Genomic DNA, 13,625 nt, shown 5'->3' on the forward strand with positions numbered 1-13,625 from the left:
GGCGTGCGCCCGCTGCAGGCCCTGTTCGACCTGCTCCGCGGTCCGGCCAGTGCGATCCGCACCGCCGGCGCCCGCTGGGCCGGACTGCTGGTCGTCGCCATCGACGGCACGCACTTGGACGTGCCAGACGACCCGGACGTGCGGGCTCGGCTGGGCAAAGGAGCCAATCAATACACCGCCGCCTCCGGCTACCCGCAGGTCCTGCTGGTCGCCCTGGTGGCCTGCGGCACCCGCGCGGTCATCGACGCGGTCTTCGGCCCCCGCAAGCCGGGCGAACCCGTCCTCGGACGCCGCCTGCTGCGCTCCCTGCATGCGGGCATGGTCGTGCTGCTGGACCGGGGATTCGCCACCAACGCCTTCCTTCAAGCCGTGGATGGCACCAGTGCCGCCTTCCTGGCCCGGCTCTCGACCGCGCGCAAGCCGCCGGTCCTTGGCCGGTTTGACGACGGCTCTTTCCTGTCCAGGATCGGCACCGTGGAGGTCCGCATCATCGAGTGCGAGATCACCATCACCACCACCGCCGGGCGGCACACCGGTGTCTACCGCCTGGCCACGACCCTGCTCGATCACCGCCGCTGCCCCGCGTTCGAGCTGGTCAGGTTGTATCACGAGCGATGGGAAGTCGAGTCTGCCTATTTCGCCATCAAGCAGTCCATGCTCAGCCGCCGCGTGCTGCGGGCCCGTACCCTGCCGGGCATCGCGCAGGAGATCTACGCGCTGCTGACCGCGTACCAAGTGATCAGGATCGCCATCGCCGACACCACCGGCACCGTCCCTGGAGCCGACCCGGACCGGGCCAGCTTCAGCGTCGCCCTTCAGACCGCCCGTGACCAGGTCATCCAGGCCGCGAACGTGATCACCGACACCACCATCGACCTCGTCGGCGCCATCGGACGAGCGGTCCTGGAGCACCTCATGCCCGCACGCCGCCTGCGCCTCAGCCCCCGCGCCGTCAAACTGCCCTTGCCGGAAACTTCATCCGTGCAGGTCACGCTGCATGTCGGTACTCATGAAGGATGCCGCCGAGGCGATCGCGTCGACGTATGGCGAGGCGGGCTAACGTGTCCGGATCGTCGATCGGCGGGGGCAAGGAGTACAGCGGTCTGGCGTTGGCGATGCCCTGGTGTGGTCGGTGTCCGTTGTAGAACTGCTCGAACTCGCGCAGGGTGTGCAGAAGGTGTCGCTGGTTCCAGATCAACGTCCGGTCCAGGAGCTCGCGGCGACAGGTCTGTATCCAGCGCTCCATGATCGAGTTCATTCGTGGCATCTGGATGCCGCTGAGGACGATGTCGATCCCCGCGTCCTTGAGAACGGCATCGAACAGTACGGGGAACTTTCCGTCCCGGTCCCGGATCATGAACCGTGCCCGGCAGCGGAGGTCTTCGAGGTCCATGACGAGGTTCTTCGCCGCTTGCGCTACCCAGGAGGCGATCGGATGCGTCGTGGCGCCCAGGACGCGGATCCGGCGACTGCCGTGTTCGATCACCACGAGCACGTATATCCGTACGCCCGACAGGGTGACTGTTTCCATGAAGTCGCAGGCCAGAAGCGCCTCAGCCTGGGAACGCAGAAAACTGGCCCAGGTACTGGAGTTCCGCTCGGGCGCAGGATCGATGCCGGCCTCCTTCAGGATTTCCCAGACGGTGGACGCGCCCACTCTCAGCCCCAGCACGAGCAACTCGCCGTGCAGGCGCCTGTACCCCCAGCTCGGGTTCTCCTCCGCCAGCCGCAGCACCAGGATACGGATCGAGCGCACGGTACGCGGTCGTCCCGGGCGGTTGGGCCGGCAAGAGACGGCATGGCGGCGTGCGACGAGGTCGCGGTGCCAACGCAGCACCGTGTCGGGGCGTACGAGCAGCCGTAACTGTCGCAGAACGTGCAGCGGCAGCCGGTGCAGCAGCGCCGCCAGGAACGCTCGATCGCTCGGCGTGAACCGGACTTTTTGCTCGCCGAGTTGACGTTCCAGCACGGTGATCTGGTGGCGCAGGGCGAGGATCTCCGCGTCCTTGTCCCGGTCGGTCATCGGCAGCAGGCGCAGCATCGCGAACGCGTTCGTCACACCCAGGTAAGCCAGTCGCAGCAGCACGATCGATCATCATGACGCGCTGACGGCAACTGCGCGAGAGCGCGAGCTCGGGCGACCGCGGCCAGATTTCGGGAAACCCGAAGAACCGCCCCCACCAGGGTGGATGAGGTTTCCGGCAAGGGCAATGCTCGTAGCGCACTGGCCTCGTGAGCTGCCTGCGCAGCACCGCACTCTCGTGCCGGAGCACGAGCAATTCCGCGTTCTTGGCTGTGTCCCGGCGTAGCAGCACCGCCGGGACCCTGAGCAGCTTCCGAGTTGCCTGGTATACGAGCGAAACGATCACCCGGACAGGGTTCCAGCAGACGGTGATGGCGCGCCAGACCACCCGCGAGCAGGAGGGATGAGTTTCCGAACGGCACAGGGTGCAGACCTGCCGACGGGAACTCCTGGACCGCACCTTGATCTGGAACCACCGGCACCTGCTCCACGCCCTACGAGAGTTCGAGCGGTTCTACAACGCACACCGACCACACCAGGGCATCGCCAACGGCCGCCCACTGCACCTATTACCTGCGCCGATCGACGACCCGGACACATTAGCCCGCCTCGACATACGACGACGTGATCGCCTCGGCGGCCTCCTCCACGAATACCAGCATGCCGCATGACCTGCACGGATGAAGTTATCGGCAAGCACACCGCCGCATCACCGGTGAGAACACCATCTCCTGGCGTGACCCAGCAAAGACTCACCAATCACAGAATCCGGGATGAAACAACGGGAGAAAACGACCTCTCAGGCAATGCGCCTACCGTCAGCTGACGATCAATCGGGCTGGCGTATACCCAGCTCGAAGTCATAGATGTACAGGCCGTGCTCGCCCACTACAGCCAAGCCCCGCCCGTCGGGCAGCCAACTGCACGCATTCAAACCCCCGTCGACCCGCATCGTCGCCACAAGGTTCTCCGAGCCGGGCTCCCAGACCCGCACTGTCTCATCAGTGCCAGTGGTGGCGAGCCACTTGCCGTCCGGAGAGGCCGCCACCGCATTCACCCTGCCGGTGTGGCCGGTGAGAGCACGGACGCTGCGGGCGGTACGAAAGGTGGACGCATCCCAGACCCACACAGCTGTGCCTCCGGCGGCGGCAAGCCACGTGCCGTCCGGGGAGATCACCATCGCCGTCACCCTGCCGCTGTGGCCGGTGAGGCGAGTAGTACGGCCGGTGGCCAGGTCCCATACCGTCTCGTGTCCACCGACAACGACGGTGACAAGCCAGGTGCCGTCCGGGGAGACGGCGACCGTCTCCACCGCGCCGGGGGCCTCATCGTTGCTGGCGAGAGTGTTGATGCTGCGGCCGGTGATTATGTCCCACACCCGCACCGCCCCGTCGGCGCCAGCAGTGACAAGCCGGGTGACGTCGCGGGAGACCGCCATCGCATTCACTGCGCCGCGGTGGCCGGTAAGCGTGCGGATGCTGCGGCCGGTAGCCACGTCCCAGATCCGCACCAACCCGTCGTCGCCGGTGGTAGCGAGCCAGGTACCGTCCGGGGAGACCGCCATCGCATTCACTGCGCCGCGGTGGCCGGTAAGCGTGCGGATGCTGCGGCCGGTAGCCACGTCCCAGATCCGCACCAACCCGTCGTCGCTGGCGGTGGCGAGCCAGGTACCGTCCGGGGAGACCGCCACGGTGCTGATGCCGCTCCTAGTGCTGGCACCGTGTGTGCTGGCGTTTCGGCCAGCGTCCCAGAGTCGAGCCGTCTCGTCCCAGCTGGCGGTGGCGAGCCAGGTACCGTCCGGGGAGACCGCCACCGCATTCACCACACCGGTGTGACCGGTAAGAACGCGCGTACTGCGGCCGGTAGCCACGTCCCAAAGCCGCACCGTCTCATCCCAGCTGGCGGTGGCGAGCCAGGTGCCATCGGGGGAGACCGCCACCGCATTCAGCGGGCCGCGGTGGCCGGTGAGCGTGCGGACGCTGCGGCCAGTGGCCACGTTCCATACCCGCACCGACCCGTCATCGCTGGCGGTGGCAAGCCAGGTACCGTCGGGGGAGACCGCCACCGCATTCACCGCACCGGTATGGCCGGTGAGCGTGCGGACGGTGCGGCCAGTGGCCACGTCCCATACCCACACCTTCCTATCGTGGCCGGCGGTGGCAAGCCAGGTACCGTCGAACGAGAATGCCACCGCGAACATGGTGTGGCCAGTGAGCGTGTGGATGCTGCGGCCAGTGTCCGCGTCCCAAAGCCGCACCGTCTCGTCCCAGCTGGCGGTGGCGAGCCAGGAGCGGTCCGGGGAGACCGCCACCGCATTCACTGGGCCGCGGTGGCCGGTGAGCGTGCGGACGCTGCGGCCAGTGGCCACGTCCCATACCCACACCTTCCTATCGTGGCCGGCGGTGGCAAGCCAGGTACCGTCGAACGAGAATGCCACCGCATATACCCCGCCGGGGTAGGTGGTGGGCCTGGTGAGGGTGCGGATGCTGCGGCCGGTGGCCACGTCCCACACCCGCACCGACCCGTCGTCGCCGGTGGTAGCGAGCCACGTGCCGTCCGGAGATATCGCCACCGCATTCACCTTGCCGGTGTGGCCAGTGAGAGTGCGGCGCATGGCCGGGTCAGGTTGGTCGGGCAGGGGCCACCGGTTGTACAGCGCAGGGTAGGGGGAGCGCCAGGCGGTGGCCTGGGCGCGCCAGGTGTCGTAGCCGCTCAGGCGGCTGTGGAGCACGGCGGCCTGGGCGTGGGCGGGGGTGGTGGGCGTGAGTAAGTGTGCGGTGCGGGCAAGGTCGCGGGCCGCCTGCTGCGCGGCCGGGGTGGGGATCTGTTCAAGGTCGGCGATAGGCGCGGTCGCTGCGCGCTGGTCGAGGCGCCAGGCGATCCAGCGCAGGTCCAAGGCCAGCGCTTCCACTTCGGTCGTACGTCCGGCGGCCAGGAGGTGGGTGACGAGGTGGTCAGCAAGGTATCCGTCGGGCATCTTCCACCAGGCCAGCTGGGGACCGGCGCGGTCACCCGGCTGCGGTCCTGCGGGCGGAATGTCGGCGGCAGCGCCATCGACCAGCATTTGGTGCAGGTCTTGGAGGCGTTGGTCGCCGAGCCGTGAGCGCAGGAAGTCGCGGATGACATCGTGGAGTTGCACGCGTCCGCCGTCGGTCGGGTCCAGGTCGAGCAGGGACAGGCCGCTCAGCATGGCGCACAACTCCCGGGCTTGTTCCTCGTTCAATGCTGCGGTGGCACGCCACAAGGTGATGATGAGTTGGATCGGGATGGCCTCGTCCTCGGCGAAGACTCCGAGTTCGGTGAAGCGGATGTAGCCTTCGGGGGGCAACAGCGTTGTGCCGGCCTCGACGGCAGCACGCACGGCGGTCTGACGTGCGCGCGGGTCATTCAGGTCGACGGTGTCGGCTGGGTCCAGGCCGGCCGGTCCCTGGCGGCGCAGTTGTGCCAGTACGGCAGCTCCGGCGTCGGCCGGGGTGACCCCGGTGGCCATCCGCCGGTGGATGAGGCGGTTCGCCAGGCGCAGGAGCAGTGGCCAGCGCCCGGTCACCTTCAACAAGCCGCGCATGGTCTCCTCCGGCAATGTGCCGGAGAGGCTAAAGGTGAGAACCTGTCTGGCCTGGGCTGTGGACATCTCGTCCACCTTCACCTGGTGCGCGCTGGTGGGCAGCAGCTCTGGCAGCCGGGTGGTGATCAGTCTTCGACAGCGGGCGCCGCCGATCAGGAATGGCTGGAGTTGTTCTGATGTCCACACGTCGTCCAGGATCAGCAGCAGGGGCCTGCGGGTATCCAGTAGCCGGCCTAGGTGGGCGCCGGCAAGGTCCGCGTCCTCGAAGACGGTGGTGTCACCTGTGATGAACCGGTTGGCCTCCGCTACTTTGGCGGCGATCGCTGCTCGGCTTCGCACGTCCAGACCGAGGGTGATGCGGTAGATTCTGCCTTTGAACCGGCGCTGCACCCTGTCGTCTGCCCACACCATCTCCGCGAGGGTGGTCTTACCGAAGCCGCCGGCGCCGTGCAGCCCGGCTGTGGCTGTGATGCCGACTGACCGCTGCCCTCTGCGGTGGCATAGGGCCGCGGCTACCTGGTCGGCCTGGTCCCGGTCGACCACCCATTGCGGTATCTGTGGGGGAGCAGGCGGGGGTGGGGACCCGGTGCCTTCATCTGCACCGCCGTCTCTGCGCAGGGCGTACACGGCCAGTATCAGCGCGGCCACCAGGCCGGCACCGAGCACAAACCAGGCGTGCTGCCGGATCGCGTCCAGCGGCCCTGGCCACTGGTCCTGTCCCGTCGCGGCGTTCTCCGCCAACGACGTAACCGCACTCACAAGCACGGTCACCACCGCCGAGGCCACTAATCCCGGCCAGCGATTACCCCTCACGAGCGCCCCCACTCAACTCGCGCACTGTCACCCGAGGCTACCCCCGCGCTCAACCAAACAGGGACCCCTTCAGCGCGATCCACTGCAGGGACGGCCAACCATGGCAGGGTGCACTGCGGCCCCACATTCGTGCCTGGTCAAGGGGCGCCTTTGTGCGTGTCAGCTTTCTGTGGGGTGTTGTTCGGGCCATGTGGTCTGGGTGACGTGGTCGTGGAAGTCGGCTCGCAGGGTCAGCTCGCCGCCGAGGGCGGTGATGTAAGCGGCCATGGTGTCGATCTGCGGGGTACTGGCTCCGTTTTCGATCTGTGCGATCCGGGCCTGGCTGACGCCCAGTTCCCGGGCCAGCGCGCGCTGGCTCATCCCGCGGCTGCGCCGGGCTCTTTTCAGGAATGCCCCCCAGGCGTGGGTGGTGGTTTTGTCAGGCGGTGCCGCGTCGGTGTGCTTGGCCGGGTGTGTGGTGTAGTCCATGGTGGCCGTTGTCCTTGTCAGTCGACGCTGCCGCGTGGGGCGATCCACTGGTGGGGTTGTCCGGTCACTTTGGCGATGGTTTCGAAGTCCGCGTCGTAGTGCAGCAAGGTCAGCCCGCATAGTTCTGCGGTGGCGGCGGTCATCAGGTCGACTGCTCCTGGTCCCTGGTGCCAGCTTGTGGCGACGAGGAGATCTTGCACCTGCCGGGCCCGGGTGAGTGCACGGTCGGGTACGGGGGTCCAGCCGAAGGCGTCGTGGAGGTAGCGCTCCAGTACGGCCCGCTCGTCGCGGCCGCCGGTGGCGCGGACCAGTTCGAGTTCGGTGATCTCGCACACGGCCACTCGGCCCTCGTCCAGGATGCCTGCCCAGTGTCGTTCCACGGCGGGGCTGCGGAACAGGCGGTTGCAGGCGCTGGTGTCGATCAGATAAGACTCGCTCACGCCGGGCGGGCCTCGCCGAAGGCGCCGCCCTCACCCGCGAGCTCGCTCAGCCGCTGCCGGGCCGCGCGACGCTGGTAGATCGCACCAACCGCAATATCCACCGCCTTGGCCACGACCTCGGTGTCATCCTCGGTGTGCAGGAGTTGCTTGGCCTCGGCGAGGCGCTCCTCGTCGATCTCAATGGTGATCTTGGCCATCATGTCCTCCCTGAATGTCTGGGCACCTTACCAATGATAACAAATCCCTTATCGGCAGTGCTGGCGCAGGTGTCGCGCGGCCGACGTCAAGGCGCCTCGGCTGGGATGCCCCGCGTCGGCTCCCATGGGCGGGGAGGGGGCTCGGGCCCACGCGGTCGACGTCGCCGGACCGTGGTCCGCGTCATTTGAAGGAGAGAAGCGTCGCCCGACTGCGCCCCGGGCGACGCCGACTGGCGCGTAGTGTGTGGGGTGCGTACTTCTCGGGCTTCGTGCGGCGGCGTATGGCCCTGAACGAACTGCTACAGAGTGGTACGGATGGTTGCGGAGAGTTGCCGCGCCGCTGGGGGTCAAGGGGTCGCAGGTTCAAATCCTGTCGTCCCGACCAGCGTTTTCGCAGGTCGGAGGCCGTTTTTCCAGAGATGGGAGAGCGGCCTTTTCCGTGTTGTGCGGCGTGGTGGTCGCATGGTGGTCGCACGCGTTCCCTGGGGTGTGGAGGCGCTGGGTGAACTGGCGGCCGGGGCGGCGAAGTAGGGCAGCGTGAGGCGTGCCCGGTGTCCGTTCGGGTGGTCGCGGCGTGGTCGCACCCAGTCTGGCCAGTGCGGGTGACTACCGGCGGCCGGGTCGGCTTGGGCGAGTGCGGTGTCGATGGCGTCTACGGCGTCGTGGGCGGCTTGGTGGGTGAGGTGGCTGTAGAGGTTGGCGGTGGTGGAGAGGGTGGAGTGCCGCAGGGTTTTGGAGACGACGGTGAGTGGGGTGCCCGCGGTGATGGAGAGGGTGGCGGCGAGGTGTCGCAGGTCGTGAAGGGTGATGCGGGGGACCTCTGCTTCCTTGGCGCGTCGGCGGAATCGGTCCAGGACGGTCTGAGGTCGCAGTGGGCGTCCGTCGGGTCGGCAGAAGACCAGTCCGGTGAAGGGATCCGAGGAGCGGTCAAACAGTACTGAATCCGGGGCCTCGGCTGCGCGGCGTGTGAGAGCGGCTGCCACGCGCGGTGAGATGGCGACCCAGTTCTTGCTGCTGCGGGTCTTGGGCGAGGTGATGACCAGGCGGGCGTTGTTGATGGCCGAGAGGGTGTAACGGACGTAGAGCACCCCTTCGTCGAGGTGGACATCGTGCCAGTGGAGGGCGAGCGCTTCCCCTTTGCGCATGCCAGTGCCGATGAGAAGTTCACACAGATCCGCGATGAGTGGGTCGGCTTGGTGGCAGTAGCGCAGGAAGCGGGCTGCTTCCTCGGCCGTCCAGATCCGACGCTCGGCCGCCGCCGGGCGGGGCAGGACGGCCGGGCGTGCGGGGTTGTGGGTGAGGCGGTGCTGGCGGACGGCGTCGCCCAGGGCGCTGGAGAGCGTAGCCAGGCACCGGTAGACGGTCACTCTGCCACGGCCTGCGGCCAGCTGGGTGTGAACGAATCCGGCGATGTGGCGGTGGCCGAGCTCATCCAGCTTGAGCGCGCCCACGGCGGGGATCAGGTCGCCGGTGACGTAGTCGCGATACCGGGCCAGCGTGGTCGGCTTGAGCACGTACGCCTTCGTCTCCACCCAGGCAGAGAGGTAATCGGCAACGGTCTGGTTCGGGTCGCCGTTGAACCCGCCGGCCTCGCCCTCGAGGATCCGTTGCAGCGCGGCCTGGGCGGCGTCCTGAGTGGGGAAGCCGCTGCGGCGGATGGTGGTGCGGTGGTGGTCGGGGGAGGGGAGGTCGACGGCGAAGGTCCAGCTGCCGTGGTCACCGTCGGTTGCAAGTCGCGGGCAGCGGGTTCCGAGCTGGTGGCGGTGTGCGTCGCGGCATCCGCAGCGCCGGTAGACCCGACCACGGTCAGTGATGGAGCGCATGGTGATCGCCTCCTGGGTTGGTGCGACGTGCCGACGATCCCAGTCTCCGCCGACCGGGCACACCACGCGATCACCTCAGACTCCATAGGCCTCTGAGCTGAGTGTTCCCCTTGTCGTGGCCACAAGTGAGGGGCGGTGGCAGTCGGTGTTTCGATGATCGATGTTGCTGCTCGCAAATAGTGTGCCAAGCAGTGCATGTCGAGGAAACTTATTGTCAATGTGACAGCAATCCGATACGGTCGGCACCATGCGTGATGATTCCTGGGCGCCGCCGTCCGTTCTGCTCACAGTTGACCTTGTAATCCTGACGTTGCGTGAGGGGCGGCTGTGTGTCCTGCTCGTGGAGCGGGGCAAGGAACCCTTCGCTGGCATGCAGGCGCTGCCCGGCGGTTTCCTCAACCACGCCGGTGAGGCGATCCCGGAGGCCGCTCGCCGCGAGCTGGGCGAGGAGACCGCTGTTGATGCCCGGCAGTTTCATCTGGAGCAGTTGGCCACCTATGGGGATCCAGGGCGTGATCCGCGTGGGCGGGTCGTCTCGGTTGCGCATCTGGCGATCGCACCGCGCCTTCCTGAGCCGGTCGCGGGAACGGATGCCGCGAATGCCTCATGGATTCCGACGGACACGGTCCTTTCCGGGCAGGTGAAGCTTGCTTTCGACCACGATCGGATAGTGGCGGACGGAATTGAACGCGCCCGTACAAAACTCGAGTTCTCCGCACTGGCCACGGCGTTCTGTGGAGACCTTTTCACCATTGCCGAGTTGCGGCAGGTGTACGAGGCGGTGTGGGGCGTCACCCTCGACACCCGGAATTTCTACCGGAAGATCCAGGCCGTGGACGGGTTCATCGTTCCGGCCGGGACGGGACGCAGGACCACGGTGGGGCGCCCCGCACGCCTGTTCCGCGCGGGACCGACCACGGTGCTCTCACCTCCGCTGGTCCGGCCCGTACCGGCGCCGGCGGAACAGCAGGTGGAAGAACAAACAGAGCAAAACGCGAAGGAATGAGAATACATGTCAAATGACCTGGTGGTGATTCTCACCGCCCTCAATCTCGAATACGAGGCCGTGCACAGGGAACTGGCCGATCCGCAGGTGACCGTACACAAGAGCGGAACGCGGTTCGAGGTCGGGACCGTGCCGGGCACGTCGTGCCGTGTGGCACTCGGTCTGACGAGCAAGGGGAACCATTCGGCCGCAGTGCTGGCGGAGCGCGCTATCGAGCACTTCTCTCCGGCAGCCGTGCTGTTCGTCGGTGTCGCCGGCCGCATGCGGAGCTCGATCGCGCTGGGCGACGTGGTGATGGCCACCCTTGTGTACGCCTACCACGGCGCGACCAGCGAGGACGACGGACTCAAGGCGCGGCCCCGGTCGTGGGAGGCGCCGCACCCCCTCATCCAGCTCGGCCAGCATCTGGCCCGGACGACGGACCGGGCCGGCCACGCACCGGAGAACGGGCGAGTGCCGCGGGTGCACTTCGGCCCGATCGCCGCCGGTGAGGTCCTGCAGAACTCGCGGAACTCCGCCGAGGCCGCATGGCTCCGGCAGCACTACAACGACGCGTTCGCGATCGACATGGAAGCCGCCGGCGTGGCACAGGCCGGCCATCTCAGTGGCCTGCCGGTCGGCGTCATCCGCGGCATCAGTGACCGGGCGGACGGCACGAAGAACGGAGCGGAGGACCGCGAGCGGCAACCGCGCGCCGCGGCGAACGCGGCGGCTTTCGCGGTACGGCTGGCTGCGGAACTGATCAAGGAAGCAGAACTGGCAGTGGAAGCAGAGGAAGAGGAGCAGATTGTCATGGCCCAGAAAGGCAGAACTGGCAGGGGCGGCGGAAGCGTCGTCAACACGGCCTTTTCCAGCACGGTGGGAATCATGGCCGGAGAGGTCACCGGCAGCACCGTCCATGTCAGCGGGGCAGTTCCGAAGGCATCCACCCCGGCGGAACTGGTCGCGGAGCTGGACCGCTTCCGGGAGCACCTGGCACGACACCACGCCGATGGGACCCTCGACGCGGACATTCACCATGAGGCACAGGTCGAGCTGAGCATCGCGAGGCGCGCAGCGGAGAAGTGCACCGCGAACGCCCCGGCGCCTCCGAAGAAGGCAGCTCTGGCGCTCAGGAAGTTACGCGGCCTGCTCGCCGACCACCCGGAACTGGCCGCCGGTCTTGCGTCCTTGATCGCGGCGGCGGGTGACCCGGCATGACCGAGGGCTTCCCCTCCACGCACAACGAGGCGCATGACTCTTTTGTCGCCGTCCAGGCCTCGGTGGTACGCGACTCCACCATCAACATCGTCCCGCCGGATGCTTCGCCTCAGAAGAAGTACGAGGTCGGGGTCCGCTGTCTGGAAGAAGGTTTACCCGGCCGGGCGCGGGAACTGATCTGGGACGCGATTACCCACAACCACGACGGCCCGCAGATCCGCTTCCACTGGGCGCTCGCCATGCTCAGTAAACGCGCCCACCACGACCTCAGTGCCGAGGAGCGCCGTCAGCTGGACCGGACGCGGGACGTCATGCAGGGCTACGCCGAGGACAAGGACTGGAAGCCCGGTCTGCAGGTCGTCTTCGATCTGCTGGCACTGCCCGGCAAAGCTGACAGTGAGACCGCCGCCGTGCTGAAGCGGCTGAGGGATCTGGCACCGCCCCAGCGTGACCTGATCGTCCACCACCTCGACCTCGTGCTCACCAGCCGGACAAAAGCCACCCTGTGGGCCGAGATCTGCGAGCTCGCCAAGGCCGGGCAGTTCCGTGGTGACCGCTCCCGGCGGGTCCGGTACTACTTTGAGCCCGATCCTATCGGGGCACGGACCCGGCCTCCCGAGGAGAGCACCGCCTTCCGTCACCGTCCTCGCCTGGCGGCCTGGACCGGTCTGTTCGTCGTCACCGCGGGATTCCTCGGGATCTCGGCAGTGATCGCGGAGCCGCTGACCGCGATCGTCGAGCTGCTGATCGCGCTCGGCACCGGATTCCTCGCCGCCCGGTTCGGCCAGCGATGGTGGCACAACAAGCACCGGCTCCAGGCCAAGGAGCAGGAGCTGGGCCAAGCGTCGAACCAGGAGCCGGTACCGGATCCGGCCCACTCCCCGGCCGTTCCCTCCCCCGCGTCCGCGGGCGGCGGGACCCTCGCGGCGGACGGGTTCACCAGCGGCGTCCGCAAGTCCTTCGAGCACTACTTCGGCATGTACGTGCCGCACGGGTTCGACCGGCCCGAGTGGCTCGCCCACACCGCTGGCATCCGCGCCGTTCTGGCCGCCGAGGTCGCGTTCCTCTACCGGGAGAGCAGAATCAGCGTCGACCGGGTCAACTGGCTGATCCGCTACCTGGCCCGGGACGCCAAGGACCGCCATGACAACGGCACGCTGTTCGCCCACCGGCAGCAGTACCGGACTCCGGTGACGATGAAACTCGCCTGCGTGCCCGCCCTCGCCGTCCTGGGCCTCACGTCCCTGGCCGTCACCGTCACCGCCGCGACAGGTTCGGCGAGTGCGCTCCACGGCCTCCTGACCTGCGCCGTGTTCATCGGCGCCATCGGGAGCGGGCGCCGGGCAGCGTCGGTGTGGCTGTACATACGTAGCGAGGAACAGCGGTTCGCCGAGGAGACGCAGGAGTACCACCGGCGGATGTACGCGCGTGAGGAGGAGTTCCAGCGCTGGAAGGAGCAACTGGAAGCCGTCCGGCCCTCCGACGCCGAGATGGAGGCGTGGCTCAGCCACGACAAGGTCCTGTTCACCGCCGATGTGCTCCGTCACCACCAGCTGACCTGGTACGACATCATCGCCCACACGATCCTGACGACACCGGCACGCCCCTACAGACGAGCGCGGCGCCGAGGCGGCCCCTGGCGCTACTCCCGATACACCCTCCGGCTGTTCCTGGCCACACGGAACGGTATCCGCGAGATCAGCACCGTAGTCGACTTCGCCCGCGCCACTCGCCCGGGCGAACAACGCACCAACTACCGCTTCGACGCGTTCTCCTCCGTGCAGGTCACCGAGGACGACCGCATCGGCTATGAGATGGCGCTGCTCCTCTCCAACGGCCCGGCCAGAACCATCCGGATCAAGGACGCCGACAGCCACCAGCTCGAACCGTACGAGAACGCCCGGGACCTCTCGCAGATCAACCTCGACGCGGCCGGCTTCGCCCATACTTTTCGTCTCCTGGAGGGCATCGCGGCCGACGGGAAGGCGTGGGTCGAGCGGAACAACGCCGACAGTCCACCGCCCGCGGACAGCACCGACTGAGTCCTCCCGGACCGGATCCGGAGGCCGACCGGCCAGGGAGCTGCCGAG

At 67.6% G+C, this 13,625-nt stretch carries 9 protein-coding genes and 1 pseudogene; 4 read left to right on the plus strand and 6 right to left on the minus strand.

What is annotated here, in order from left to right; genetic code table 11:
- Positions 1–3: 3 nt before the first annotated feature.
- Positions 4–687: pseudogene (locus KHP12_RS53575) on the plus strand (transposase); the annotation flags it as partial.
- Positions 688–988: 301 nt separating this feature from the next.
- Here the strand turns inward: KHP12_RS53575 and KHP12_RS39795 are convergent.
- From KHP12_RS39795 to KHP12_RS39820, 6 genes are all read right to left on the minus strand, one after another.
- Positions 989–2,086, minus strand: a complete 1,098-nt coding sequence (locus KHP12_RS39795) for an integrase core domain-containing protein (protein WP_086881847.1) — start codon at positions 2,084–2,086, stop codon at positions 989–991.
- 766 nt (positions 2,087–2,852) lie between these two features.
- Positions 2,853–6,329: an NB-ARC domain-containing protein gene (locus tag KHP12_RS39800; RefSeq protein ID WP_211834260.1), complete on the minus strand. Its 3,477-nt coding sequence runs from the start codon at positions 6,327–6,329 to the stop codon at positions 2,853–2,855.
- A gap of 231 nt (positions 6,330–6,560) precedes the next feature.
- A complete protein-coding gene (locus KHP12_RS39805; protein WP_086881844.1) occupies positions 6,561–6,869 on the minus strand; it encodes a helix-turn-helix domain-containing protein in 309 nt (102 codons plus the stop codon).
- A gap of 17 nt (positions 6,870–6,886) precedes the next feature.
- Positions 6,887–7,309, minus strand: a complete 423-nt coding sequence (locus KHP12_RS39810; RefSeq protein ID WP_078640465.1) for a PIN domain nuclease — start codon at positions 7,307–7,309, stop codon at positions 6,887–6,889.
- On the minus strand, positions 7,306–7,509 hold the full coding sequence (locus tag KHP12_RS39815) for a hypothetical protein (RefSeq protein WP_009719339.1): 204 nt from the start codon (positions 7,507–7,509) through the stop codon (positions 7,306–7,308). The genes KHP12_RS39810 and KHP12_RS39815 overlap by 4 nt, the downstream gene beginning before the upstream one ends.
- A gap of 344 nt (positions 7,510–7,853) precedes the next feature.
- Positions 7,854–9,329 (minus strand): tyrosine-type recombinase/integrase, encoded by a 1,476-nt coding sequence (locus KHP12_RS39820; RefSeq protein WP_107471755.1) that lies wholly within the window; start codon positions 9,327–9,329, stop codon positions 7,854–7,856.
- Between the two features lie 247 nt (positions 9,330–9,576).
- Between KHP12_RS39820 and KHP12_RS39825 the strand changes: the two genes are divergently transcribed.
- From KHP12_RS39825 to KHP12_RS39835, 3 genes are read left to right on the plus strand one after another with little or no spacing between them, the layout of a single operon-like run.
- A complete protein-coding gene (locus tag KHP12_RS39825) occupies positions 9,577–10,335 on the plus strand; it encodes an NUDIX hydrolase (RefSeq protein WP_086881843.1) in 759 nt (252 codons plus the stop codon).
- 6 nt (positions 10,336–10,341) lie between these two features.
- Positions 10,342–11,535, plus strand: a complete 1,194-nt coding sequence (locus tag KHP12_RS39830) for a 5'-methylthioadenosine/S-adenosylhomocysteine nucleosidase family protein (protein ID WP_086881842.1) — start codon at positions 10,342–10,344, stop codon at positions 11,533–11,535.
- Positions 11,532–13,577: a hypothetical protein gene (locus KHP12_RS39835; protein ID WP_208652992.1), complete on the plus strand. Its 2,046-nt coding sequence runs from the start codon at positions 11,532–11,534 to the stop codon at positions 13,575–13,577. Before KHP12_RS39830 ends, KHP12_RS39835 begins: the two co-directional genes overlap by 4 nt.
- The last annotated feature ends 48 nt before the right edge of the window (positions 13,578–13,625 follow it).

It is taken from the genome of Streptomyces asiaticus (assembly GCF_018138715.1).
In the GTDB taxonomy this organism is placed as follows: domain Bacteria; phylum Actinomycetota; class Actinomycetes; order Streptomycetales; family Streptomycetaceae; genus Streptomyces; species Streptomyces asiaticus.